Origin of the sequence: uncultured Exiguobacterium sp. (assembly GCF_964277885.1) — a bacterium.
GTDB lineage: Bacteria > Bacillota > Bacilli > Exiguobacteriales > Exiguobacteriaceae > Exiguobacterium_A.
Window position 1 is genome coordinate 774,639 of sequence record NZ_CAXYJR010000005.1, and the last position, 24,443, is coordinate 799,081.

At 45.2% G+C, this 24,443-nt stretch carries 25 protein-coding genes; 20 read left to right on the forward strand and 5 right to left on the reverse strand.

Annotation, left to right across the window (positions count from 1 at the left end; genetic code table 11):
• Both nadE and ACHWTJ_RS05570 read left to right on the forward strand, forming a co-directional pair.
• Positions 1 to 819, forward strand: a complete 819-nt coding sequence (gene nadE, locus ACHWTJ_RS05565) for an ammonia-dependent NAD(+) synthetase (protein ID WP_294740653.1) — start codon at positions 1 to 3, stop codon at positions 817 to 819.
• 114 nt (positions 820 to 933) lie between these two features.
• Positions 934 to 2,205: an FAD-dependent oxidoreductase gene (locus tag ACHWTJ_RS05570; protein WP_294752138.1), complete on the forward strand. Its 1,272-nt coding sequence runs from the start codon at positions 934 to 936 to the stop codon at positions 2,203 to 2,205.
• Positions 2,206 to 2,255: 50 nt separating this feature from the next.
• On the opposite strand, the gene ACHWTJ_RS05575 is transcribed toward ACHWTJ_RS05570, so the two are convergent.
• Positions 2,256 to 2,651, reverse strand: coding sequence for a disulfide bond formation protein B (locus tag ACHWTJ_RS05575; protein ID WP_294752142.1), 396 nt, complete (start codon positions 2,649 to 2,651; stop codon positions 2,256 to 2,258).
• Positions 2,652 to 2,716: 65 nt separating this feature from the next.
• Here ACHWTJ_RS05575 and ACHWTJ_RS05580 point away from each other — a divergent pair, with 65 nt between their 5' ends.
• From ACHWTJ_RS05580 to ACHWTJ_RS05600, 5 genes are all read left to right on the forward strand, one after another.
• On the forward strand, positions 2,717 to 3,607 hold the full coding sequence (locus ACHWTJ_RS05580; RefSeq protein ID WP_029342184.1) for a LysR family transcriptional regulator: 891 nt from the start codon (positions 2,717 to 2,719) through the stop codon (positions 3,605 to 3,607).
• A complete protein-coding gene (locus ACHWTJ_RS05585; RefSeq protein ID WP_294740660.1) occupies positions 3,591 to 4,703 on the forward strand; it encodes an N-acetyldiaminopimelate deacetylase in 1,113 nt (370 codons plus the stop codon). Before ACHWTJ_RS05580 ends, ACHWTJ_RS05585 begins: the two co-directional genes overlap by 17 nt.
• Before the next feature lie 234 nt (positions 4,704 to 4,937).
• Positions 4,938 to 6,335, forward strand: coding sequence for a cytochrome ubiquinol oxidase subunit I (locus tag ACHWTJ_RS05590; RefSeq protein ID WP_394679246.1), 1,398 nt, complete (start codon positions 4,938 to 4,940; stop codon positions 6,333 to 6,335).
• Between the two features lie 12 nt (positions 6,336 to 6,347).
• Complete coding sequence (locus ACHWTJ_RS05595; protein ID WP_035406681.1) at positions 6,348 to 7,370, forward strand: cytochrome d ubiquinol oxidase subunit II; 1,023 nt, start codon at positions 6,348 to 6,350, stop codon at positions 7,368 to 7,370.
• 104 nt (positions 7,371 to 7,474) lie between these two features.
• On the forward strand, positions 7,475 to 8,143 hold the full coding sequence (locus ACHWTJ_RS05600) for a TrkA family potassium uptake protein (RefSeq protein ID WP_035406684.1): 669 nt from the start codon (positions 7,475 to 7,477) through the stop codon (positions 8,141 to 8,143).
• Positions 8,144 to 8,179: 36 nt separating this feature from the next.
• Here ACHWTJ_RS05600 and ACHWTJ_RS05605 read toward each other — a convergent pair whose 3' ends face one another.
• Positions 8,180 to 8,956, reverse strand: coding sequence for a Cof-type HAD-IIB family hydrolase (locus ACHWTJ_RS05605; protein ID WP_394679247.1), 777 nt, complete (start codon positions 8,954 to 8,956; stop codon positions 8,180 to 8,182).
• 173 nt (positions 8,957 to 9,129) lie between these two features.
• On the opposite strand from ACHWTJ_RS05605, the gene ACHWTJ_RS05610 reads away from it, so the two are divergent.
• Both ACHWTJ_RS05610 and rnjA read left to right on the forward strand, forming a co-directional pair.
• Positions 9,130 to 9,345 carry a DNA-dependent RNA polymerase subunit epsilon gene (locus ACHWTJ_RS05610; protein ID WP_023468855.1) on the forward strand — a complete coding sequence of 72 codons (216 nt, stop codon included), beginning with the start codon at positions 9,130 to 9,132 and terminating at the stop codon, positions 9,343 to 9,345.
• Complete coding sequence (gene rnjA / locus ACHWTJ_RS05615) at positions 9,342 to 11,009, forward strand: ribonuclease J1 (protein ID WP_035406688.1); 1,668 nt, start codon at positions 9,342 to 9,344, stop codon at positions 11,007 to 11,009. The genes ACHWTJ_RS05610 and rnjA overlap by 4 nt, the downstream gene beginning before the upstream one ends.
• 45 nt (positions 11,010 to 11,054) lie before the next feature.
• Here rnjA and def read toward each other — a convergent pair whose 3' ends face one another.
• Positions 11,055 to 11,594, reverse strand: coding sequence for a peptide deformylase (gene def, locus ACHWTJ_RS05620; RefSeq protein WP_023468853.1), 540 nt, complete (start codon positions 11,592 to 11,594; stop codon positions 11,055 to 11,057).
• Between the two features lie 377 nt (positions 11,595 to 11,971).
• On the opposite strand from def, the gene pdhA reads away from it, so the two are divergent.
• From pdhA to ACHWTJ_RS05645, 5 genes are all read left to right on the forward strand, one after another.
• Positions 11,972 to 13,054 (forward strand): pyruvate dehydrogenase (acetyl-transferring) E1 component subunit alpha, encoded by a 1,083-nt coding sequence (pdhA, locus tag ACHWTJ_RS05625; protein WP_023468852.1) that lies wholly within the window; start codon positions 11,972 to 11,974, stop codon positions 13,052 to 13,054.
• Positions 13,055 to 13,057: 3 nt separating this feature from the next.
• Positions 13,058 to 14,035, forward strand: coding sequence for an alpha-ketoacid dehydrogenase subunit beta (locus ACHWTJ_RS05630; protein WP_294752145.1), 978 nt, complete (start codon positions 13,058 to 13,060; stop codon positions 14,033 to 14,035).
• Between the two features lie 101 nt (positions 14,036 to 14,136).
• Positions 14,137 to 15,426: a dihydrolipoamide acetyltransferase family protein gene (locus ACHWTJ_RS05635; protein WP_294740669.1), complete on the forward strand. Its 1,290-nt coding sequence runs from the start codon at positions 14,137 to 14,139 to the stop codon at positions 15,424 to 15,426.
• 3 nt (positions 15,427 to 15,429) lie between these two features.
• The gene (lpdA, locus tag ACHWTJ_RS05640; protein WP_294740671.1) at positions 15,430 to 16,842 is read left to right on the forward strand and encodes a dihydrolipoyl dehydrogenase; all 1,413 of its coding nucleotides are present in this window, start codon (positions 15,430 to 15,432) and stop codon (positions 16,840 to 16,842) included.
• 110 nt (positions 16,843 to 16,952) lie between these two features.
• Positions 16,953 to 17,258: an SAV0927 family protein gene (locus ACHWTJ_RS05645; protein ID WP_394679248.1), complete on the forward strand. Its 306-nt coding sequence runs from the start codon at positions 16,953 to 16,955 to the stop codon at positions 17,256 to 17,258.
• A 57-nt stretch (positions 17,259 to 17,315) separates the two neighbouring features.
• Here the strand turns inward: ACHWTJ_RS05645 and ACHWTJ_RS05650 are convergent, their stop codons facing one another.
• The gene (locus tag ACHWTJ_RS05650; protein ID WP_394679249.1) at positions 17,316 to 18,803 is read right to left on the reverse strand and encodes an aminotransferase class I/II-fold pyridoxal phosphate-dependent enzyme; all 1,488 of its coding nucleotides are present in this window, start codon (positions 18,801 to 18,803) and stop codon (positions 17,316 to 17,318) included.
• A gap of 132 nt (positions 18,804 to 18,935) precedes the next feature.
• On the opposite strand from ACHWTJ_RS05650, the gene ACHWTJ_RS05655 reads away from it, so the two are divergent.
• The 3 genes from ACHWTJ_RS05655 to ACHWTJ_RS05665 all read left to right on the forward strand — a co-directional run bounded on the left by ACHWTJ_RS05655 (position 18,936) and on the right by ACHWTJ_RS05665 (position 20,589).
• Positions 18,936 to 19,208, forward strand: a complete 273-nt coding sequence (locus ACHWTJ_RS05655) for a UPF0223 family protein (protein ID WP_294740676.1) — start codon at positions 18,936 to 18,938, stop codon at positions 19,206 to 19,208.
• A 282-nt stretch (positions 19,209 to 19,490) separates the two neighbouring features.
• A complete protein-coding gene (locus ACHWTJ_RS05660; RefSeq protein ID WP_023468845.1) occupies positions 19,491 to 19,679 on the forward strand; it encodes a hypothetical protein in 189 nt (62 codons plus the stop codon).
• Between the two features lie 124 nt (positions 19,680 to 19,803).
• Positions 19,804 to 20,589 carry an inositol monophosphatase family protein gene (locus ACHWTJ_RS05665; RefSeq protein WP_294740677.1) on the forward strand — a complete coding sequence of 262 codons (786 nt, stop codon included), beginning with the start codon at positions 19,804 to 19,806 and terminating at the stop codon, positions 20,587 to 20,589.
• Between the two features lie 41 nt (positions 20,590 to 20,630).
• Here ACHWTJ_RS05665 and ACHWTJ_RS05670 read toward each other — a convergent pair whose 3' ends face one another.
• Entirely contained in the window at positions 20,631 to 20,801 is a 171-nt protein-coding gene (locus ACHWTJ_RS05670; RefSeq protein ID WP_294752152.1) for a DUF5325 family protein, read from the reverse strand.
• A 185-nt stretch (positions 20,802 to 20,986) separates the two neighbouring features.
• Here ACHWTJ_RS05670 and typA point away from each other — a divergent pair, with 185 nt between their 5' ends.
• The 3 genes from typA to ACHWTJ_RS05685 all read left to right on the forward strand — a co-directional run bounded on the left by typA (position 20,987) and on the right by ACHWTJ_RS05685 (position 24,434).
• Positions 20,987 to 22,834, forward strand: a complete 1,848-nt coding sequence (gene typA / locus ACHWTJ_RS05675; RefSeq protein WP_023468842.1) for a translational GTPase TypA — start codon at positions 20,987 to 20,989, stop codon at positions 22,832 to 22,834.
• A gap of 26 nt (positions 22,835 to 22,860) precedes the next feature.
• Entirely contained in the window at positions 22,861 to 23,214 is a 354-nt protein-coding gene (locus tag ACHWTJ_RS05680) for a YlaH-like family protein (RefSeq protein WP_394679250.1), read from the forward strand.
• Positions 23,215 to 23,336: 122 nt separating this feature from the next.
• Positions 23,337 to 24,434, forward strand: coding sequence for a sorbosone dehydrogenase family protein (locus ACHWTJ_RS05685; protein ID WP_294745518.1), 1,098 nt, complete (start codon positions 23,337 to 23,339; stop codon positions 24,432 to 24,434).
• Positions 24,435 to 24,443: the final 9 nt, after the last annotated feature.

The following is a 24,443-nucleotide window of genomic DNA, read 5'->3' on the forward strand; positions in this document are numbered from 1 at the left end:
ATGCAACAAGAAATCATCCGGGTCACAGGCGTAAAACCTGTCATTGACCCAGCACAAGAAGTAAAAGAGCGGGTAGCCTTCTTGAAGGCATATCTCAAGCAAACAGGGGCAAAAGGGTTCGTATTAGGTATCTCCGGTGGACAAGATTCTTCGCTCGCAGGTCGCCTGTGCCAACTGGCAGTTGAAGAGTTGCGAAAAGAAGAGGGGGAAGATGTCGCATTTTATGCGGTTCGCTTGCCTTACGGTGAACAACAAGATGAAGCAGATGCGCAAACAGCTTTGACATTCATTCAACCGGATCATTCGCTTCGGGTGAACATCAAACCAGCGGTCGAAGCATCAATGCGGGCATTCGAAGAAGCTACCGGTGCAGAACTTTCGGACTTTAGTAAAGGAAACACGAAAGCACGCGAACGAATGAAAAGTCAATATGATTTAGCTGCTCATTATGGCTGCTTAGTCGTTGGAACGGATCATGCAGCTGAATTCGTGACAGGGTTCTATACGAAACATGGTGATGGTGCATGTGATTTGACACCATTGACAGGGCTGAACAAACGGCAAGGGAAACAACTGTTACGTTACTTGAACGCACCAGAAGTCTTAATTGAAAAAGTTCCGACAGCAGACCTTGAAGAAAACCGTCCAGCGTTACCGGACGAAGTCGCACTCGGTATGACATATGAAGAAATCGATGACTATTTGGAGGGCAAAACGATTTCAGAAGCAAGTCAAGAAAAGTTAGAGACGCAGTATAAACGTGTTGGACACAAGCATCATATGCCTGTCTCGCCACTCGATGAATGGTGGAAAGCATAATCCACTGCAAAAGCCGTGATTTCATGATTGAAATCATGGCTTTTTTTATGTTCTTCGATTCTTCTTCAGCCGTAATGGGAAAAGAAGAGAAACGACGGTTGAGGAGGCGGGAGTATGACGATTGGAATCATAGGTGGGGGATTGTCCGGATTGACGGTAGCGGCATTATTCGCAAAACAAGGAAAACCGGTCACGCTTTGGGATGCTGGGTTACTCGGAGGACGTGCTACCTCTCAAACTGTGAAGGGGTTTACGTTTAATTACGGTGCCCATGCGATTTATGGACGTGATCAATCGATTCTTCGCAAACTAACAAAACAACTCGGTATCGAAGTGACGTGGCTCGATTTTTCAGCGAGTCGTGCGAAATATGAGTTTTCAGGACATTTGACAGCAGTGCCTGCGAATGCGTGGGGATTACTGAAAACCGAAGTCATCGAAGGAACGAACAAAGTTCGTTTTACATGGGAGATCATTAAGACGATTTTACGAGTTGAACGAGGAAATCCGCAACAGTCGATCGGACAATGGTTAAAAACAGAACGAGTCGATGAACAAGTGGCGCAGTTGATGCTTGATTTGGCCTCGACGAATTTTTTTACGGCGGAGCCGGAAAAAATTCCGTCAGACGTCTATTTCGAGTATTATCAAAAGCTTTTTCGGACGCGAAAGCCCGTCTCGTACATCGAAGGAGGATGGCAAGGATTAGTACAAGAATTAGAACGGATCATCTTAGAGAACCGTGGAGAAATCTTGAAAAAAACAAAGATAACAGCAGTCGAAGCGACTACAACAGGATTCTTGGTGCGCGATCGGAAAAAACAAGAATGGAACGTCGAACGAATCATTTTTGCCATACCACCGCGTGAAATCTTGAAAATGGCGACGCCGTCGACGATTCAGCAGTTTGTGACACCGTACGCTAGTCATGAACAGGTAGAAGTATTCGTTTACGATCTCGGCCTTCAGCCATACATCCAAACACCTTATTCATATATCTATGACCGATCGCATCGGGCATTCATCACGGATTTATCGCATTACGATGCAAGTCTTGCTCCGAAGGATGGTCAAGTGCTTCAAGCAATCGCCTATCTCGAACACGATCGACTTGAGGATCCTGAGTATATCGAACATGTTCGAACGGGAATCGAACAAATGCTTGATCTTCATTTTGCGGACTGGCGACAACGGGTCGTCGCAGAACGAACGATTAAACGAGCAGTCGTACAAGAAATCAAGTGGAGAATGGGACAAAAACCTCTTGCGACACAACTTCCAAATCATTCAGATGTCGCCTTCGTCGGGGACTGGTGTGAAGGGAAAGGGCAACTCTCAGAGCTAGCGTTCTCAAGTGCCGTAAGTGTCTTCAATCAATGGAAGTAATGTCAAACGACAAAAAAGAGAAGTCGAATCGACTTCTCTTTTTTTGTATCTTACGCTTCATTGTTCGAACGTGCTGGATAGAACGCTAGAATCAAGAGTAATGTAAAGGCAATGAGACTCATCATCGGAATCGTCAAGAAACCAAAATAGTTGACCCACTTGACGAGACAGCCGCTTGTACATAACGCTTCGCCATCGGGTAAGCGCTCAAGGATGACGTGGTATAAGGCGACACCAAATCCGGCAAGCACATAAAGACGGACAAAGAGAGGATCGATCGTTTTCGACCGGAATAGCGAGATGAGTAAATAAAAGGCAGTCGTATACATGAATATCCGTTGCCACCAACAGAGAGGGCATGGGATGAATCCACGAATTTCACTGAAATAGAGACTGCCAAGCGTTGCAATCGTTGAGATGATAAACATAAAATGATAGCGTGTCATATGTATCGTCCTTTCTAACGTGTTAAACTAATGCCATCTTATATCATGAGGAGTCGAATCTCACATTGCAAGTGTCGGAAATGGAAATGTTGATCACTTTATCGGAAGAATTGAATATGAGACGAGCCGCCGAACGATTATTCGTTTCACAACCTGCGCTTAGTCAACGTCTCGTTGCGATTGAGAGGCGCTGGGGAACAAAACTATTCATTCGTTCATCGCGTGGCTTAAGCATCACACCGCAAGGAGAAAAAGTGATTGGTCTCGCAAAAGAGATGAATCGTAAGGAACTGGAACTAAAAAGTGAATTGACAGCAGAAGAGGGAGCCGTGTATGGAACACTTCGAATTGCCGTCGCTTCCATCATGGGGCAATACTGGCTCCCCCGTGTCTTAAAACGATTCGTCGAGCGTTATCCACATGTGCGCGTCCAGTTAGTCACCGGATGGTCAAGTGAGATGATGCGTCATATGCTAGAAGAGCACTTTCATATTGGCATCATTCGCGGAAACCCGGATTGGAAAGGTGTCAAAGAACGTCTTTTCTCAGATCCGCTCTATCTTGTCGACAGTGAGCTGACGTCGATTGAACAATTGCGCGTGACGGATCGACCGTTCATCCAGTTCAAGAGTGATTCGACATACTACCAAGAAATTTTAGAGTGGTGGCAAGATCGGTTCGCAAGCCCACCTTCTCGGACACTGGTCGTCGATCAAATTGAGACGTGTAAACAGATGGCTCTACATGGCATCGGTTTTGCGATCTTGCCTGAGTCGACGATTCAGCAATCGAATGAAGTCATGCAGCTTCCACTAAAGACATCATCGGGAAAGATATTAAAGCGAGATACATGGATCTTGTCCACGGAATCGATGCTCGAACTAAAACAAGTCCAAGCATTTTGGGACATCGTAAAAGAAGAAGGAGGAAGTCAGTCAGATGGAATACGCCATTGAAATGCGGCGCGCGCTTCATAAAATACCAGAACCTGGGTTCAAGGAATTTAAGACGCAAGCTTTTATATTGGAACAAATTCGTGCTTATCCACCAGATCGTGTCACGTATGACACGTTCGAAACGGGTGTTTTTGTTCGAGTGAAAGGATTGACTGGAAATCGGACGATCGGGTACCGAGCAGATATTGATGGATTACCGATTGAAGAAGCAACTGGACTTCCGTTTTGCTCGGAACATCCAGGGTTCATGCATGCTTGTGGACACGATATGCATGCGTCGATTGCGTTAGGGTTGATGAAACGCATCGTTGAACTACCTGTCATGGATGATGTCGTCTTTTTATTCCAACCGGCAGAAGAAGGACCGGGTGGGGCGGAACCGATGATTAAAAGTCCGTTGTTTGAAAAATATCGTCCGAGTGAGATGTATGGTCTTCACGTCGCGCCGGAATATCCAGTCGGGACGATTGCTAGTCGTCCAGGTGTTCTGTTCGCAAGTGCTCGGGAAGTCCATATCACAATCTATGGTCAAAGTGGTCACGCGGCATTCCCTCATTTGACGATTGATACAGTCGTTGCGCAAGCAGCCTTGATCATGCAATTGCAAACAATCGTCAGTCGCTCCATCAATCCTATGAACTGTAGCGTCATCACGATTGGAAAGGTCGATGCCGGGATTCGAGAAAACGTCATTGCTGGAAGAGCAGTCCTTGACGGAACGATGCGTGCGTTAAACGGTGAAGACATGGAAAAACTGGAACGTCGTGTCCGTGATATCATTCGAGGAATCGAAGCTTCGTTTGGTGTTAAAATCGATCTACAATTCGGTAATCGCTATTACGAGGTCGTCAATGATCGACAAATCGTTGATAAATTTTCATCATTCGTCAAGATGAATGCGAATTATATTGAATGCGATGCAGCGATGACGGGTGAAGATTTTGGTTTCATGCTGAAAGAAATCCCAGGGATGATGTTTTGGCTCGGTGTCGATAATCCGACATCTGGTTTGCATCAACCCACATTAAATCCAGATGAATCAGCCATTCCTTTTGTCATCGATTTACTCGACCATTATTTCCGGGAGTATGTTTAAAAAGTTTTATGGAATAATAAAGGATATAAAGCTTTCCCTTTCGAATTCAGGAATGGGAAAGCTTTTAATATATGTAGGAATAAGAGTTTTCGAACATTTTGTGAAGAAAATCACGTGCATATGTGAACAATTTGTTACATCAAACATTATAAACAGACACAAAGGATTATGTTCTCTATGATACGGTTATAGACCATATAGAGAAGTATGTTTTAGGAAGAGGGGGCTATATACATGTTCAATGATCCCGTAGTGCTCAGTCGATTGTTGACAGGGCTCACACTAGCGTTTCATATTATTTTCGCGACGATTGGTGTCGGTGTACCACTCATGGTACTGGCAGCTGAATTCATCGGTCTGAAACGCAAAGATCCAGATTATATCTTATTAGCCAGACGGTGGACGCGTGGATACGTCGTTACCGTGGCAGTCGGTGTCGTAACAGGGACGGCAATCGGCTTGCAACTATCGTTACTTTGGCCGTCACTCATGCAAGTGGCAGGTCAAACAATTGCCCTGCCATTGTTCATGGAAACGTTCGCGTTCTTCTTTGAAGCGATTTTCCTTGGTATTTATTTGTATACGTGGGACCGTTTCAAAAATCCATGGTTGCACTGGTTGATTGGGATTCCAGTCGTCATTGGTGCGACAGCATCAGCGTTCTTCATTACGACAGTCAACTCCTTCATGAACTCACCCGAAGGATTTAAGATCGTCAATGGTACGTTGACACAAATCGAACCATTGAAAGCAATGTTCAATACAGCGACACCGACGAAGGCGACACACGTCATCGTCTCAGCTTACTTGACTGTTGCCTTCATCTTGGCAGCGATCGCGGCGTTCCATTTGCTTCGCAAAAAGACACTCTCAGCAGCAGAGAAGGCTTATCATAAGAAAGCTCTTCGTCTCACTGTCATGGCTGGTCTAATTTTCGCATTCTCGACAGCACTTGTCGGTGACTTCTCAGGGAAATATTTAGCGAAATACCAGCCTGAAAAACTAGCAGCTGCGGAATGGCATTTTGATACGACAAGTGAAGCAGAATTAATTTTTGGTGGGATACTTGATCAGCAAGAAGACGGCAGTTATGAAATCAAGGGAGCCGTCAAAATCCCATATGCGCTCTCGATTCTTGCAGGCGGGGCTCCGAATACGGAAGTCATCGGTCTAAACGAATTCGCAAAAGAAGATCAAGCACCTCTGATCGTTCACTATTTCTTTGATATCATGGTATCGATTGGAATGTACTTGACTGCTATCTCTGCCTTGTTTATCTTGGCGTTCCGTTTGAAAAAATTGAATCCATATAATAAGTGGATTTTACGAGGCGTGTTCATCGGTGGTCCGCTAGCGATGATTTCAATCGAAGCGGGATGGATGTACGCTGAGATTGGTCGTCAACCTTGGACGCTCTACGGTATCATGCGGACAGCGGATGCAGCGACGACTTCAACAGCAGTTGGTCCAATGCTCATCTTATTCAGTGCGTTGTACTTGTTGCTCGGTACGATTTGTACAGTCGTCTTATTACGGATGTTCAAGAAAAACACGGTTGGAAAAGAACTTCAAGAACTTGCTGAAAATCACCATGCACGCGGTGAAGCAATGTTCGTGGATGATAACAAGTAAGGAGGGAACGATTTGGACGTTCAAACACTAGGGATCACGGTCCTTTGGACTTTCCTGTACGGATATCTCATCGTTGCCTCAATTGACTTCGGTGCTGGATTTTACGCCTTTTATTCAAAATATACGAAGCGGGATCATTTGACGAATCGATTGATTCTTCGTTACCTCTCTCCTGTTTGGGAGGTAACGAATGTCTTCTTCGTATTCTTCTTCGTAGGACTCGTCGGGTTCTTCCCAGACTCTGCTTATTACTTTGGTACGGCACTACTTGTACCAGCGTCAATCGTCCTCGTTTTGATTGCGATTCGTGGTAGTTTTTATGCATTCGCCAATTATGGATCAAATGACAGCATGTTCTACACATTTTTATATGGAGCAACAGGATTACTCATTCCTGCTGCAATGTCGACAACGTTGACAATCAGTCAAGGTGGTTTCATCCGTAAAACGAATGATACTGTCGAGTTTTTAGGAACGAAGTTATTTTCGAACTTTTACTCGTGGACGGTCGTAGCGCTCGCTATCGTATCTGTCTTATACATTAGCGCGATGTTCCTCTTATTCTACGCGGATAAAGCAAAAGATGAGGGAGCTACGCCACTTATTCGGAAATGGGCACTCTTCTGGAGTGGACCAACGATTCTTGTCTGTGCGCTTGTCTTCTTCGGACTGAAGAACCAAGCGGCATGGCATTATGAGAATATCCTAAACGGCAACTGGTGGTGGTTCGCTGCTAGCTTCCTATTCTTCCTCATTGCTGTGACACTCGTCTATATGAAGAAGAACTACGGTATCGCGTTCGTCGCGGTCATGCTACAATATGCGGTCGCCTGGTTCGGTTACGGATATACACACTTACCGTATATCTTGTATCCATATATCGATATCAACAAAGCAGTCGTAAACGAAACGATGGCTTCTGCACTCGTCGTCGTCTTCATCTTCGGACTTTTACTCTTGATTCCGGCGTTGTATTTGATTTTACGACTCTTCTTATTCGATAACGATTATGTACGTGGAAAATCATCAAAATAATGGATGAATAAACGCCTCTGCGATTCGCAGAGGCGTTTATAGTATTTTTAAATTGAATCAGGTACACTACTAAGGAAGAGCGATTGTGAAGGAGAGTTGTGAAAATGAATGGAGAGTTTGCAGTAATCGGACTAGGGCGTTTTGGTGGCTCAATTGTTCGAGAATTATCGAAAAACGGCTATGATGTTTTGGCAATTGATTCCGATGAGGAACGTGTCAATGAATTTATGGGAATCGCGACACATTCTGTCATTGCTGATACGACCGATGAGAATGTTTTAAAAAGCTTAGGAATCCGGAACTTTGATCATGTCATCGTCGCCATCGGAGAGAATATTCAAGCCTCTATCTTGACGACATTGATCTTAAAAGAGCTCGGTGTGCAATCGATCACCGTCAAAGCGACGAATGATTACCACGAAAAAGTATTGCGAAAAATCGGTGCGGATTTCATTGTTCACCCTGAGCGGGATATGGGTGTGCGGATCGCGAACGGATTGATGAGCTCGAATATCCTTGATTACTTAGATTTATCGCAAGAATTTTCAATCGTTGAGATTAAAGTCAGTGATCGGATGGCAAAACAAACCTTGATTGACCTCGATTTACGAAGCAAGTATGGAGCAAACGTCGTCGCCATCAAACGGGGTGAGAACGTCATGATTTCCTTACAAGCAGATGAAGTCATCGAAAAAGGGGACTACCTCGTCGTCATCGGTGAGAATGAAGATCTTGATCGGCTAGAGCGCGCGATTCATAAAGTGAAGAACTAAAAAAGCTGAGGCATGCCTCAGCTTTACATTTAACTATTAAATGAGTTGGAATTCTTTGAGTCCGTGTGCGATACCATCTTCAAGAATCGATTTCGTGACATAGTCGGCAGCGGCTTTTGTTTCTGGAAGTCCGTTGCCCATTGCAATACCGGTTCCGACATAGCGTAGCATCTCAAGGTCATTGAGGGCATCTCCAAAAGCAAAAGTATCCTCGCGCCGAATATTGGTCAGTTTCAAGAACTGTTTGATACCTTCTGCTTTCGAGGATCCGACATTAATGACATCCATCGCATGGGGATGCCAGCGAATAAAGTCAAATGCGTCATACCGTTTGATATAATCCGCTTCTTCTTCTGCTGTGCAGTAGACAAGCGTTTGGAACACGTCGTGAGATAAGAAAGCTTTTTCATCGTGAATCGGTAGCGGCATATCGAGATCGCCGAGCGAATCAACGACATGAAAATCATTTGATTTCGTCGTGAAGCCTTTTGTTTCACCAAGATAGACAAGCGTATGTCCGTTTTCTTTTGCTTGTTGCGTCAGGTGTGTCAAATCGGCTTTAGGTTGCGGACGTTTGTAGATGATCTCATTTTGATGAACAACGATTTGCCCATTGTAACCGATGATTGTATCGATGTTAAGCAATTCACGAATTCCAGATAACATCGCAGGTCCGCGTCCGGTCGCAAGCGCTACATAGACACCGTTTTCTTGAAGTTTACGAATTGCCTGTTTTGTTGATTCCGGAACGAAATGACCATCATGCAATAAGGTTCCGTCGATATCGAAAAAGACGACTTTCTGATTTGCCATGGTTTCACCTTCTCTTTTTAATTGGTCGAAATGACCTGTTCATGTGAAAGTATAGCATAACCAAAAGCGTGTTGCCGGAAGGGAACATGCCGAATAAGGATGAAAAATAGTCCATGTATCGTGTATACTGTACTAAGGACAAAAAACAATGTACTGATAAGGAGTTGCTAGGCATGATTTTTAAAGTATTTTACCAACCGCTTCGTTCGGAAGCACCTGTTCGTGAACGGACAGAAACAATGTATGTAGAAGGGGAAAGCATTCGTGACGTGCGATCAACGATTGACCACCTCAAAGATATTAACATCGAGTTCATCCGCGAAGTCAGTGGAGAATTTTTGACATACGAACAACAACATCCTGACTTCAAGGTTGCGACGTTCGAATGAAGTTCGTCAAAAACCATCAAGCCGCCGTCTTCGCACTCGGTGGACTCGGGGAAATCGGAAAGAACACGTACGTTGTTCAATTCCAAGATGAAATCATCGTCATCGACGCGGGTGTCATGTTTCCAGAGGATGAATTACTTGGAATCGACTATGTCATTCCAGATTACACTTATTTGATCAAGAACAAAGATAAGGTCAAAGGGGTCTTCATCACGCATGGTCACGAAGACCATATTGGCGGTCTTCCTTTCTTGCTTAAACAAGTAAACTTACCGATTTATGCAGGAAAGATTGCGATGGGTCTCATCAAGGTAAAATTAGAAGAGCACGGGTTACTTCGCAACGCAGAACTGCATGAAATCGATGAGGATTCGATCATCAAGTTCCGGAAGACGAGCATCTCGTTCTTCCGCACGACACACTCGATTCCGAACTCGTTCGGCGTCGTCGTCAAGACACCACAAGGAAACATCGTGCATACAGGGGACTTCAAGTTCGATTTCACACCGGTGGGAGAACCTGCTGATTTAGCGAAAATGGCTGAACTTGGTAAGGAAGGTGTCTTGTGCCTCTTATCGGATTCTACGAACGCTGAAGTGGAAGGGTTTACGATGAGTGAACGTGTCGTTGGGGAAACGATTTCAGACATATTCCGTAAAGCGGAAGGTCGGATCATCTTCGCGACATTCGCGTCGAACATCTATCGTCTGCAACAAGTCGTCAATGCTTCTGTTGAAGCAGGGCGGAAAATCGTCGTCTTCGGACGTAGCATGGACAAGGTCATGATGATTGGTCAAGAACTTGATTTCATCAAAGCGCCGAAGGGTACGATCATCGAGCCGAACGAGATGAAACGTTATAAATCAAATGAGTTGACGATCCTTTGTACCGGTTCACAAGGAGAACCGATGGCTGCACTTAGCCGTATCGCAAACGGAACACATCGTCAAATCTCAATTATTCCGGATGATCTCGTCATCTTCTCATCGTCACCAATCCCAGGAAACGTCGTTTCTGTCGGAAAGACGATCAATCAGCTATATAAAGCTGGCGCAGATGTCATGTACGGTAAACTGAATGATATCCATACATCAGGTCATGGTAGTCAACAAGAGCAACTGCTCATGTTACGTCTATTGAATCCGAAATACTTCATGCCGATTCACGGTGAATACCGGATGCTGAAGAAACATATGTCGCTTGCGATGGATGCTGGTGTACCGGAAGAGAACTGTTTCGTCATGGATAACGGTGAAGTACTGGCGCTAGACGCGAATGCAGCCGCTATCACTGGTAAGATTCAAGCGAATGCCGTATACGTCGATGGAAAAGGAATCGGAGATATCGGCAACATCGTCTTACGCGATCGTCGTATTCTCTCTGAAGAAGGACTCGTCGTCGTCGTCGTGACGCTTGACTCGAAGACGAATCGTCTCGTCTCTGGACCTGACATCATCTCGCGTGGTTTCGTCTACATGCGTGAGTCAGGTAATCTGATCAAAGATGCTGAACGTCTACTCAAGCGTTCGCTTGATCAATCGCTTGCGAACCGTAATACGAAATGGACAGACATCAAACAAGTCATCAATGATACGCTCACACCGTATTTAACAGAAAAAACACAACGTCATCCAATGGTCATGCCGATCATCATGGAAGTCTGATTCAAAAAATCCTCGTCTCCGAAAATGGAAACGAGGATTTTTGTATTACGTGGCAGGGCCGTATTCCTTGAACGGTTCTTTTTTATCAATCCGATCATAGAACATGACGCCATCTAGATGGTCATATTCATGCTGGCAGACGATTGCTTTCATCCCTTTTAAACGTAATTTTACAGGATTTCCGTTATGATCGATGCCAGTTAGGGTAATACGCATATAGCGCGGTACATGTCCTTCGACTTCACGGTCGACGGACAGACATCCTTCGCCGCCCGTTAAATACGTCTGCTCGACGGAATGACTGATGATTTTTGGATTATAGATACCAAATTCCAATAAATCATCACCATCCGGTAAGCGGATCGCGAACATGCGCTTGTTGACACCGATTTGTGGTGCTGCAAGTCCAATGCCGCTTCGTAAATCGTATTTCTTCGCAATTTCATCATCTTGACTGTTGGCGAGGAACTCGCGCATGAGTCGCATCGTTTCCTTATCCTCATCGCTGAGAGGGAAGGTTACTTCTACTGACCGTTCGTGAAGAGCAGGAACGTCTTCGCGTACGATTTCATTCATGGTGATCATGAACAACACTCCTTTCGTCTACAAAAAGTATAGCATAGGAAAGTGGGGAATGATGACAACTAACACAGCAGGAAAATATCGAATGATACAGAAGCTGGAATATTCTAGTTTTGTGATTGAATTCACAAAATGAATCACGAAAAAAATAAAACATTTCCTTTGATTTTAAGGTGTTACAGATTTATACTTGTAACGTAATGAACAAGACACTATAACGTGTCGATTCATGATAATACAGTTTACTCAACTGAATAGGTACACAGACACATGTTCAAAGGATAGTCACACGGGACTTCGTTTTTTGGACACTATTGTCATGTGGGCAAATCAGTCAGAGGAATATTTCGCTGAACGCAGTGAAAGGATGAGGTGAAAAGATGAACGTAAACATGTTTAAAAACGTGGAAGAAAACTTTGAAACGTTCCGCATTCTTGACGAGAAAGGTGAAGTCGTCAACAAAGACGCTATGCCAGACCTCTCGGATGAAGAGCTTACGGAATTAATGCGCCGTCTCGTATACACACGTATCTGGGACCAACGTGCAATCTCACTTAACCGTCAAGGACGTCTTGGTTTCTACGCTCCAGTAGCTGGACAAGAAGCGTCAATGATCGGTACGCAATTCGCTTTGGATAAAGATGACTGGATTCTTCCTGGATACCGTGATATTCCACAAATGGTCTTCCATGGCTTCCCACTTTACAAAGCATTCTTGTTCTCACGCGGTCACATCACAGGTGGTAAGATCCCTGAAGGTGTTAACGTCTTAATGCCACAAATCATCATCGGTGCGCAGATCGTTCAAGCGGCTGGTGTTGCTCTCGGTCTTAAGAAAAGCGGTAAAGAACAAGTCGCAATCACTTACACAGGTGATGGTGGTTCTTCACAAGGTGACTTCTATGAAGGTATGAACTTCGCTGGAGCTTTCAAAGCACCTGCAATCTTCGTCGTTCAAAACAACCGTTTCGCAATCTCGACACCTGTCGAAAAACAATCTATGGCGAAAACAATCGCTCAAAAAGCTGTCGCTGCTGGTATCAATGGTATCCAAGTCGACGGTATGGACGTTCTTGCTGTATACGCAGCTACGAAACAAGCGCGTGTTGAAGCACTCAACGGTGTTCCGACATTGATCGAAACATTGACTTACCGTTACGGACCACACACACTCGCTGGTGATGATCCAACACGTTACCGTACAAAAGACATGGATGATGAGTATCAAGCACAAGATCCACTCGTCCGTTTCCGTGCTTTCATGGAAGCAAAAGGTCTTTGGAACGAAGATAAAGAGAACGAAGTCATCGAGCAAGCTAAAGCTGACGTTAAGGAAGCACTTGCACAAGCTGACAAAGAACCAAAACAAAAAGTTACAGATTTCATCAACGTGATGGCTGAAAAGCTTCCACAAAACCTGCAAGAGCAGCTTGATGAGTATACAGCAAAGGAGTCGAAATAACCCATGGCACAAATGACGATGATCCAAGCGATCACTGACGCAATGCGCGTCGAGATGAAACGCGACGAACAAGTTCTCTTGTTCGGTGAAGACGTCGGTAAAAACGGTGGGGTATTCCGTGCGACAGAAGGTCTTCAAGATGAGCTCGGCGAAGACCGCGTCTTCGATACACCACTTGCAGAATCAGGTATTGGTGGTCTTGCTGTCGGATTCAGTCTGACAGGATTCCGTCCAATCATGGAAATCCAATTCTTCGGATTCGTATTCGAAGTATTCGATTCAGTCGCAGCACAACTTGCGCGTCTCCGTTACCGTTCAGGTGGCACGTATAATGCACCTGTTACAATCCGTTCACCATTCGGTGGCGGTGTTAAAACACCGGAACTTCACGCAGATAACCTCGAAGGACTCATGGCTCAGTCACCAGGACTTAAAGTTGTCATTCCTTCAACACCTTACGATGCAAAAGGTCTTTTGATCGCGTCAATCCGCGACAACGACCCAGTCGTATTCCTCGAGCACATGAAACTCTACCGTTCATTCCGCGGTGAAGTGCCAGAGGGCGATTACACGATCGAACTCGGAAAAGCTGATGTTAAACGTGAAGGTACAGACGTAACAATCGTCACTTACGGTGCGATGGTACACGCCTCACTTAAAGCAGCTGAAGAGCTCGAAAAAGAAAACATCAACGTCGAAATCATCGACTTGATGACAATCAGCCCAATCGACATCGATACGATTCTTGCTTCTGTCAAGAAAACAAACCGTGTCGTCGTCGTTCAAGAAGCACAAAAACAAGCGGGTATCGCTGCAATGGTTGCAACTGAAATCCAAGAACGTGCAATCCTTGACCTCGAAGCGCCAATTCTTCGTGTTGCTGCTCCAGATACAATCTTCCCATTCGCACAAGGTGAAGACGTCTGGATCCCAGATCACAAAGATATCGTTGAGAAAGTCAAAACTGTCTACAATTTCTAAGAGCATTTCGGAAAATAAGGAGAGGGGTTCATTCTCTCCTTGCTTCCGTTTTTACAGATAACAATCGACTAGAAGAGTGAACTAAAAGGAGGCATATTCAAATGGGTTTATTTGAATTCAAATTGCCGGATATCGGTGAGGGTATTCATGAAGGTGAAATCGTAAAGTGGTTCGTAAAAGCGGGCGACACTGTCAAGGAAGATGACGTTCTTCTTGAAGTACAAAACGATAAAGCAGTCGTTGAAATCCCATCACCAGTTGATGGTACTGTTAAAGAAGTAAAAGTTGACGAAGGTGTCGTAGCTGTCGTTGGCGACGTCCTCATCACTTTCGAAGTCGAAGGCGAAGGTTCTGCTCCTTCTGAAGAAGCAGAGCAACCAAAAGCTGAAGACAACGCAAAAGACGTTCAAAATACGGATCAAAAAGTGGAAGACAAACCAAACGAGGTTCAAATCCATAAATCAGAACGCGTTATCGCGATGCCATCTGTCCGTAAATATGCACGTGAAAAAGGTGTCGACATCCGTGAAGTCCAAGGTTCTGGAGATAACGGTCGTGTCGTCAAAGAAGACATCGATGCATTCGCAAACGGTGGTCAAACTTCTGAAGCACCAGCAACAGAAGAAAAAGCACCAGCTGCAGCTTCTGCACCAAAAACAGAAGTTAAGCCATATGTTGCTGCTCAACCTGAACTCGAAACACGCGAGAAAATCAAAGGAATCCGTAAAGCGATTTCGAAAGCAATGGTTAACTCGAAACATACTGCTCCACACGTAACGCTCATGGACGAAGTTGATGTTACGAACCTCGTAGCACTCCGTAAAAACTTCAAAGAAGTTGCGGCTGCTCAAGGTACGAAATTGACTTACCTTCCGTTCGTCGTAAAAGCATTGACTGCTGCTGCTAAGAAATACCCAGCAATCAACGCATCAATCGACGATGTAAACGAAGAAATCGTCTACAAAAACTACTTCAACATCGGTATCGCTGCAGATACAGACAACGGTCTTGTCGTACCAGTCGTTAAAGATGCTGATCGTAAATCGATCTTCTCACTCGCTGACGACATCAACGACCTTGCTGGTAAAGCACGCGAAGGTAAACTTTCTGGCGACGAGATGAAAGGTGGATCAATCACGATCACTAACATCGGTTCTGCTGGCGGTCAGTGGTTCACACCAGTCATCAACCACCCAGAAGTTGCCATCCTCGGTATCGGCCGTATCGCTGAAAAAGCAGTCGTTAAAAACGGCGAAATCGTTGCTGCACCAGTTCTTGCACTTTCATTCAGCTTCGACCACCGTCTCATCGATGGTGCAACTGCACAAAACGCGCTTAACTTAGTTAAACGCCTATTGAACGACCCACAACTTCTCATCATGGAGGGATAAGCAATGGTAGTAGGTGAATTCGCACAAGAAACAGATTTACTCGTAATCGGGGCTGGCCCTGGTGGTTACGTTGCTGCAATCCGCGGCGCGCAACTCGGTATGAAAGTAACAATCGTTGAACGTGAAAACGTCGGCGGTGTCTGCTTAAACGTAGGATGTATCCCATCGAAAGCCTTGATCACTGCAGGACATAACTTCCAGCACGCTAAAGGTTCAAGCGATATGGGAATCACTTCTGAGAATGCAACTGTCGATTTCTCGAAAGTTCAAACTTGGAAACAATCTGTCGTCAACAAATTGACTGGCGGCGTTAGTGGTCTTCTTAAAGGGAACAAAGTCGAGACTGTCGTTGGGGAAGCTTACTTCCAATCAGAAGATACAGTTCGTATCATCAACGAAGATTCTTCGACTCCTTACAAATTCAAGAAATGTATCATCGCGACAGGTTCGACTCCAATCGAACTTCCAGCTTTCAAATGGTCAAAACGCGTTCTTTCTTCAACAGGCGCATTAAACCTTCCTGAAATCCCGAAAAAACTCATCGTCATCGGTGGCGGATACATCGGGATGGAGCTTGGTACAGCGTATGCAAACTTCGACACAGAAGTTGTCATTCTTGAAGGAACAAAAGACATCCTTTCTGGTTTCGAGCCTGCTATGACGCAAGTCGTTAAGAAAAAGCTCAAACAAAAAGGTAACATCACAATCCACAACGAAGCACTTGCACAAAGTGTGGAAGAGTCGGAAGATGGCGTAAAAGTAACGTTCGAAGTCAACGGTGAAGCACAAACAGTTGAAGCGGACTACGTCCTTGTCACTGTTGGTCGTCGTCCGAACACAAGTGATCTTGGTCTTGAAATGGCAGAAGTCAAAGTTAGCGATCGTGGTCTTGTTGAAATCGACGATCAGTGCCGTACTTCAAACGAAAACATCTACGCAATCGGTGATATCGTTCCAGGACCACCACTTGCACACAAAGCTTCATTCGAAGCTAAAATCGCTGCTGAAGCAGCTGCAGGACACCCTGCATACCTCGACTACAGCGCGATTCCAGCGGTCGTCTTCACAGATCCAGAACTCGCTACAGTCGGTTACACGGAAGCACAAGCGAAAGAAGAAGGACTCGACTATGTCGCGTCTAAATTCCCTTACGCTGCGAATGGTCGTGCACTTGCACTCAACGAGCCAGACGGCTTCTTGAAAATGATCACTCGTAAATCAGATGGTCTCTTAATCGGCGCGCAAATCGCTGGTACAGGCGCTTCTGATATGATTGCTGAAATGGGACTCGCAATCGAGTCTGGTATGACAGCTGAAGATATCGCACTCACAATCCACGCGCACCCATCACTTGGTGAAATCGCAATGGAAACTGCTGAAGTTGCAATCGGTAGCCCGATCCATATCATTAAATAATTCCGAAACACCTCATACACGGGGAGCCGACTGTGTATGAGGTGTTTTTTTGTTTGGTATTAACTCAAAAAAGGAAAAGAAAAAGTAAAAATCGGAGAGGGTGGACGCACATGGAATCCGTGACTGCCTTAGAGGAGTTGTATTACGTTTCGGAGATGGATAAAGTTCGTTTTATCGGCTGGACGACTGCACTCGCCCGTTATGATTTTGCTGTCGTCTGTACAGGACAATTCTTCGGGAAAGTACTCGTCGTCAGTTTAACCGGTGGTCAGTCAGCGTTACTCGATCAACAGGATGTGCTAAATGGAGAGGTTTTGATTCGTACATTCGCGATTGAGCGAGAGGATGTCGCAGTGATTGGTGAAGCACTCGCAGCATTCATTCCTTGTTCGCCAAACGATGAGTACGCAGAATGAAGTGACTAAAAAAAGCAGTAATCCTCAATGCATAAGGATTACTGCTTTGTCTTGTCTTCATCGAATCGCATTCGATTGTTGAATGACTTTGATCGTCTCGAGCGAATGATCCTCAAGACCTTGAACCGGAAGACCGGCTTCGATGTTTTCTTTAATATAGGCAAGATTGTCTGTCGTGATCATCTCACCTGGGATGAAAATGGGAATACCAGGCGGGTACACCATCATGAATTCAGCTGAAATCCGTCCGACCGCATCGACCAACGGAATCGTCTCGGTCTCTTCATAGAACGCATCACGAGGGCTGAGAGCGAGTGCTGGAATATCTGGAAGAACGATTGAGTGATCAGTCGTCTCAGCACCATTATTCTGATAACGTACAACGAGTAATGACATCGCATGTAGGAACGCATCAATCGTCTCTTCCGAATCACCAGACGTGATGATGACGAGGATGTTGTTCAAATCAGAGAGTTCGACTTCGATACGGTGCTCATCACGTAAGAACTCTTCGACGAGGTGACCAGAAATGCCAAGTCCTTTGACGGAAACGAGGACTTTCGTTGGATCAAAGGCGAACGTCGCACTTGAGTGAAGATCGGATTCGCCGAAAACGGCGAGATAAGGAAGCTTCGCTAATCCGAAACGCATCCGTGTCGCAAGCTCGAGTGCCCGACGATTCATCGCTTCACCATTGATCGCAAGATGACGTCGTGCACAGTCAAGAGATGCAAGCAGTAGATAGGATGTCGAAGTCGTCGTCAACATCGAGAGCACTGCTTGAACCTTATCCGGAGAGACAAGTCCGCGACGAACGTTCAGGACAGAGCTTCCTGTAAGTGATCCACCGAGTTTATGAACGCTCGTTGCGGCAAGATCAGCTCCTGCTTGCATCGCTGACAACGGCATATCTTCGTGGAATGCGATATGGACGCCGTGTGCTTCGTCGACGAGTACCGGAATACCTTTACTATGGGAAAGCTTGACGATGCTCTCCAAGTCACCAGCAACGCCGAAATAGGTCGGATTGATGACGAGTACTGCTTTTGTATCAGGATGAAGTGCAAGAGCACGTTCTACCGCGCTTGGTGTGATACCGTGCGCGATTCCGAATGTCTCATCGAATTCAGGGTGAATGAAAATCGGATGCGCACCAGAAAGCACGATAGCTGACATCACCGATTTATGCACGTTCCGAGGAACGAGAATTTTATCATCAGGTCCGACGACACTCATGATCATCGCCATGATGGCCGTTGACGTTCCTTGTACGGAAAAGAACGTTTCGTCGGCGTGGAAGGCTTGAGCTGCCAATTGATGAGCTTCCTTAATGATTGCCTTTGGATGATGGAGATCATCAAGAGGAGCGATATTGATTAAATCGATATCGAGCGCATTCTGACCGATGAACGATCGAAAGGCTGGGTCCATTCCTTGACCATTTTTATGACCGGGAATATGAAATTGAATTGGTTGACGTTTCGCATGCGCAAGTAGCGCATCGAATAAAGGTGTATCGAGCTGTGTTAAGCTTTTTGTTTGCACCAGATTTCCCCCCTTAAAACCGAATAAAAATACAATCAAACAAGCTAACTATAACAAGTTTTCAGGCGGTTGCAACTGTTTTATGCTTCTTTTCCGTGTAAAATAGAAAAGTGCAGAAAGGATGTGGGAATGATGGCATTGAATTATCCGCTCAATTCCGATTGGTCGACTGAAGAAATCGTGAAAGTCATTGATTTCTTTAATTTAGTCGAACAAGCGTATGAATCAGGCGTTGAACGACAGCGTTTGCTCGAAGCATATCGTGAATTCAAACAAATCGTCACCTCGAAATCTGAGGAGAAGCAATGGGATCAGTTTTATATGGAAGAGACCGGTTGCTCGAGTTATCGGACGATGCAACAGGCGAAACGTCAAGAAGAGCCAATCGTTCGCATGAAAAAATAATGTGCTCATTAAGTTAGGACTCCTATGTGATCATGTAGGAGTCTTATCTCTTAAGCGAGTTGGAAATGTGCGGGAAATGATCAGCATTTGTTTAAAGTGGAAAGGAAGCGGCTATATATTACATACAAGACGTTATCCTTATAAATATGTGAAACTGTATTTTTTAAAATTAGATGCTTTACATCTAAGTTGAATCGTACTATTATAGATTCAATCCACTGATAAGTCGCAATTGTCTGACAAATTAAACTTTTGTTTATCCCGCGAAGGAGTGTGGTTACTGTGAAACAAGTGATAGAAGCATACAAGAGAAAAGATGCAGAAAAACGCATTCCTGTATTGCGTCTCGAAATCGACTATGAGCTTGCTACATTACATGATGCAATGGTGGCAAGTGACGCAGAAGCTGTTGGTGCGAGCAAAGAGCGCCTCGAAAAATATCGCCAAGAGATGGTACGTCTTGAAGCTTGATTTCAACGTCCTTTTCTCTACCTTATAATAAAATATCACCACTTCAACCAGCGAATCGTTCGCTGGTTTTCTTTTTTTGTTACTATAGAAGAAGCTGGAAACAACGATGAAGGAGTGAACTCAAATGCAGATTGAGTTGGATGCGATAGATTTAATCAAACGAGCGGGAAAGTATATTCGCGAAAAAATTGATGTGTCGTATCACATCGAACAGAAAACCGGTAAAAGTGATTTAGTGACGGAAATTGATGAAGCTGTCGAGGATTTATTGATTAGAGGTATCCTAGATCGCTATCCGGATCATCATATTTATGGTGAAGAGGGGCGAATCGCTCGACCTGACACACTTGAAGGAACGATTTGGTTCGTTGATCCGATTGACGGGACGATGAACTTCATCCGTCAAAAGCGAATGTTCGCCATCTCGATCGCAATCATGATGGAGGGGGAATTACGGTACGGATTCGTTTATGATGTCATGGCTGACGAGCTGTTTCACGTCATCAAAGGACAAGGTGCTTATCAAAACGGTATTCGGTTACCTCAGCTAACAGAACGAAGCGTTAAGGAAGCGATCATTTGTATGAACGCTACTTGGGTGACGCCGAACCGTCGGATTAACACAGATCGTCTTGCTCCACTCGTGCGACACGCAGTGGGTGTACGCGCGATCGGTGCAGCTTCTCTTGAACTCGCATGGACGGCTGCTGGTAGAGTCGATGGATATATCACGATGCGTAACATGCCTTGGGATTATGCTGCCGGTCAGTTATTGATCGAAGAGCTTGGAGGTCGTGTCGGGACGATTACAGGAGAACCGATGTCTTTCCTAGAACAAACGAGTGTGCTAGCAGGAAGCCAAACGTTCGTTGAAGATGTATTGAAGTTCGTACAAACACAAGAGGATTGAAAAAAGGTTCCTTTCGTTCAAAACGAAAGGAACCTTCTTGGTCATGCTTGTTTTCGTAAACGTGCCTTCAAGACGAATCCGGCACCCATCGCAACTATCATCAAGACGACAGAGGCAATCGTCATCGGTACGTTTTGTTCAGCGATGAAAATGCCGATGGCTGCCATGGATCCTACTGCAAGCATGGCGAGTAATAAAAATAGCAGACGCATGTTCTTTTCCCCCTCTACCCGTGAGTACGTTAACAGTGTAGCGCGAATGAAGGATAATGAAAAGGCTTTCGGACTGATGTCGAATCTTAGTCATTGCCAATTAGGACTCTACCTGTGCTATACTCTTAAAGTTGACCGAAAGTATGATAAGATTTATTTAAATGAATAGAAAGAGGTACACACCTATGACAACATTAGTACGAAATGATTTACGCAACGTTGCGATCATCGCCCACGTTGACCATGGTAAAACAACATTAGTCGATGAGCTTTTAAAACAGTCTGGTACGTTCCGTACGAACGAACAAGTCGAAGAACGCGCAATGGACTCAAACGACATCGAGCGGGAACGTGGAATCACGATTCTTGCGAAAAACACTGCAATTGACTACAAGAACACACGCATCAACATCGTTGATACGCCAGGACACGCCGATTTCGGTGGAGAAGTTGAGCGGATCATGCGTATGGTTGATGGCGTTATCCTCGTCGTCGATGCACGTGAAGGCTGTATGCCACAAACACGTTTCGTTTTGAAAAAAGCACTTGAGCAAGGACTCCAACCAATTGTCGTCGTCAACAAAATCGACAAACCGATGGTCCGTCCTCTTGAAGTCGTCGACGAAGTCGTTGATCTCTTGATCGACCTCGGAGCTGACGAAGATCAACTCGAATTCCCAGTCGTTTATGCATCGGCAGTCAACGGCTCAAGTTCATTCGAACCTGAATTGGAGAAACAAGAAGATACAATCACGAACGTTCTTGATTTAATTCTTGAGCACACACCAGCACCTGTCGATAACACGATGGAGCCGCTTCAGTTCCAAGTGACGATGCTTGACTATGATAACTACCTCGGACGTATCGGTGTCGGTCGCGTCTTCCGTGGCGAAATCAAAGTTGGCGATAGCGTTTCGCTTTCGAAACTTGACGGTTCAACGAAGAACTTCCGTGTCACGAAATTGTTCGGCTACTTCGGTCTAAAACGTGTCGAAATTGAAACTGCAAAAGCAGGAGATTTGATTGCAATCGCTGGTATGGAAGACATCAACGTCGGTGAGACGGTTTGCCCGACTTCACACGTTGATCCACTCCCATTATTACGTATCGATGAGCCAACGCTTCAAATGACATTCATCGTCAACAACTCGCCATTCGCTGGTCGTGAAGGGGATCTTGTTACTTCACGTAAAATCGAAGAGCGTCTTGAAAAAGAACTTGAGACGGACGTTTCACTCCGTATCGAAAACACGGATTCACCGGACCGCTGGATCGTTTCTGGTCGTGGGGAACTTCACCTCGGGATCTTAATCGAAAACATGCGCCGTGAAGGATACGAAATTCAAGTATCAAAACCGCAAGTTATCATCAAAGAAGAAGAAGGCGTCAAAGTCGAGCCATTCGAACGCGTCGTCATCGACACACCGGAAGAGTACACAGGTTCTGTCATGGAATCGATCGGTCTCCGTAAAGGTGAATTGACGAACATGCAAACAATGGACAACGGTCAAACAAAAATGGAATTCATCGTTCCTTCACGTGGTTTGATCGGTTACCGTAACGAATTCCTTTCTGCTACACGCGGATACGGAATCATGAACCATACATTCGAAGAATACCGTCCGTTCATTCAAGCGGATATCGGTGGTCGTCGCAGTGGAGTTATGGTCTCAATCGAAACAGGTAAAGCAACTGCTTACGCGATCTCAGCTCTTGAAGACCGCGGAACGATCTTCATCGAGCCGGGTATCGAAGTATACGAAGGTATGATCATCGGCGAATGTAACCGTGATGTCGATCTCGCTGTCAACGTCGTTAAAGCAAAACAATTAACGAACATGCGTGCATCTGCAAAAGATTCAACGAACGTTCTTAAACGTCCACGTGTCTTCTCACTTGAAGAGTCGTTGACATTCTTGAACGAAGATGAGTACTGTGAAATCACACCACAATCAGTTCGTCTCCGTAAACAAGTCTTGAACAAGAACGAACGTGAAAAGCAAGAAAAACGTCGTCGTCTAGGTAAAGATTAAGTCTTGAACGAATAGGGGGACTGGCAATGAATGCACAAGCTGCCGTTGCTTCTGATTTTCCGAAATACGATATTCCGTTCATTGCGAAGCTTCTCGGTGTCGGAAGTGATCCGAATAACATCGAAGCGGGATTTTATCCTTTAATGATTACCGTCGTCATCTTGACGCTTGTCGTCTTTAAGTTAGGATTTGCTAAGGAACTAGCATGGTGGAAATCACTGATCGTCTATCTCTTGCTCGCCGTGTTCTCGGCAGCATTGACGCTTGTCTTCTGGACATGGCCGATTCCTGAAGTACTCCTTGCAATGGTCTTCGTACTTGGTATTTATCGCTTCCGGATGTGGATGGTCAAGCGTGAACGTGAACGGACAGCTTCTTGACGGAAGCGTGTCATGAATCAAAAGAACGAATCTCTTCGGAGGTTCGTTCTTTTTTTTGAGCCAATTTATATGCATGATTTAAAGCGTAGCGGGAACTAGAATACTAAAAGGGGGAGAAAACATTGAAGATCAAGTATGTCATATCACCCCTCCTGTTAGCGGGTGTTCTGATGGGCTGTACACAAACATCAGAAGAATCGTCAACAGAGGAAACGAATCAGACGACACAAAAAAACAACCAACAGGATTCAAGTGATCAAGAAGCGACGCAAGCATCGCAAGCGCAAGAAGGCGTCGTATTTAAAGAGCTAAATGCTCCGTGGAATATCGCTCGCGAAGGAGAGGTATTTTACATCACGGAACGAGAAGGAACGATTGTCAAAGGAGAACAAGGTGACTATGAACGGATGCGCCTTCAGCTGAACGAGGATGTCCTCGCTGAAGGAGAAGGTGGATTGCTTGGAATGGTACTTGATCCTGATTTTAAGACCAATAAGACAGCATACGTCTACCATACGTACGCCAAACAAGGACAAGCGACGAATCGTGTCATTGCGATAAAAGAAGAAGGTGACCAGTGGACGGAAGAACGTGTCTTACTCGACAATATTCCCGGAGCAACAATTCACAATGGCGGACGGCTAGAGTGGGGACCTGAAGGGGCGCTCTATGTCACAGCAGGAGACGCAGCGAATCCTGAACTGGCGCAAGACATTGATTCATTGGCAGGAAAGATTTTACGCATCACATCTGAAGGGGAACCGTTCGAGGGGAATCAAAAAGGATATGTCTACAGTCTCGGTCACCGAAATCCACAAGGACTCGTTTTCGTCGATGATCAACTGTATGCAAGCGAGCATGGACAAAGCGGACACGATGAAATCAACCAAATCGAACAAAAGAATTATGGATGGCCGACGATTGAAGGGAAAGAACGAGCAGAAGGACTGGTGACGCCGTGGTATGAAGTAGGAGAGCAATCTGTTGCGCCGAGTGGGATTGCGGTGGCAGAGGATACACTTTATTTTGCAACACTTGTCGGACAACGATTACGAACGATCGATCTAGAGACGAAGCAGGTCAAGACGGTCGTCGAAAACCAAGGTCGGATTCGCGACGTGTGGATTGACGGTACATCGATTTACTATATTACAAATAATACCGACGGAAGAGGGAATCCATCGGCAGAGGATGACCGTTTGATTCGAATCAAGCGTTGAATAACAAAA

Bases quoted from the DNA above. Each gene is read 5' to 3' on its own strand.
- nadE (WP_294740653.1), top strand. From the start codon at position 1: ATGCAACAAGAAATCATCCGGGTCACAGGCGTAAAACCTGTCATTGAC.
- ACHWTJ_RS05570 (WP_294752138.1), top strand. From the start codon at position 934: ATGACGATTGGAATCATAGGTGGGGGATTGTCCGGATTGACGGTAGCG.
- ACHWTJ_RS05575 (WP_294752142.1), bottom strand. From the start codon at position 2,651: ATGACACGCTATCATTTTATGTTTATCATCTCAACGATTGCAACGCTT.
- ACHWTJ_RS05585 (WP_294740660.1), top strand. From the start codon at position 3,591: ATGGAATACGCCATTGAAATGCGGCGCGCGCTTCATAAAATACCAGAA.
- ACHWTJ_RS05590 (WP_394679246.1), top strand. From the start codon at position 4,938: ATGTTCAATGATCCCGTAGTGCTCAGTCGATTGTTGACAGGGCTCACA.
- ACHWTJ_RS05600 (WP_035406684.1), top strand. From the start codon at position 7,475: ATGAATGGAGAGTTTGCAGTAATCGGACTAGGGCGTTTTGGTGGCTCA.
- ACHWTJ_RS05605 (WP_394679247.1), bottom strand. From the start codon at position 8,956: ATGGCAAATCAGAAAGTCGTCTTTTTCGATATCGACGGAACCTTATTG.
- ACHWTJ_RS05610 (WP_023468855.1), top strand. From the start codon at position 9,130: ATGATTTTTAAAGTATTTTACCAACCGCTTCGTTCGGAAGCACCTGTT.
- rnjA (WP_035406688.1), top strand. From the start codon at position 9,342: ATGAAGTTCGTCAAAAACCATCAAGCCGCCGTCTTCGCACTCGGTGGA.
- def (WP_023468853.1), bottom strand. From the start codon at position 11,594: ATGATCACCATGAATGAAATCGTACGCGAAGACGTTCCTGCTCTTCAC.
- pdhA (WP_023468852.1), top strand. From the start codon at position 11,972: ATGAACGTAAACATGTTTAAAAACGTGGAAGAAAACTTTGAAACGTTC.
- ACHWTJ_RS05630 (WP_294752145.1), top strand. From the start codon at position 13,058: ATGGCACAAATGACGATGATCCAAGCGATCACTGACGCAATGCGCGTC.
- ACHWTJ_RS05635 (WP_294740669.1), top strand. From the start codon at position 14,137: ATGGGTTTATTTGAATTCAAATTGCCGGATATCGGTGAGGGTATTCAT.
- lpdA (WP_294740671.1), top strand. From the start codon at position 15,430: ATGGTAGTAGGTGAATTCGCACAAGAAACAGATTTACTCGTAATCGGG.
- ACHWTJ_RS05645 (WP_394679248.1), top strand. From the start codon at position 16,953: ATGGAATCCGTGACTGCCTTAGAGGAGTTGTATTACGTTTCGGAGATG.
- ACHWTJ_RS05655 (WP_294740676.1), top strand. From the start codon at position 18,936: ATGGCATTGAATTATCCGCTCAATTCCGATTGGTCGACTGAAGAAATC.
- ACHWTJ_RS05665 (WP_294740677.1), top strand. From the start codon at position 19,804: ATGCAGATTGAGTTGGATGCGATAGATTTAATCAAACGAGCGGGAAAG.
- ACHWTJ_RS05670 (WP_294752152.1), bottom strand. From the start codon at position 20,801: ATGCGTCTGCTATTTTTATTACTCGCCATGCTTGCAGTAGGATCCATG.
- typA (WP_023468842.1), top strand. From the start codon at position 20,987: ATGACAACATTAGTACGAAATGATTTACGCAACGTTGCGATCATCGCC.
- ACHWTJ_RS05680 (WP_394679250.1), top strand. From the start codon at position 22,861: ATGAATGCACAAGCTGCCGTTGCTTCTGATTTTCCGAAATACGATATT.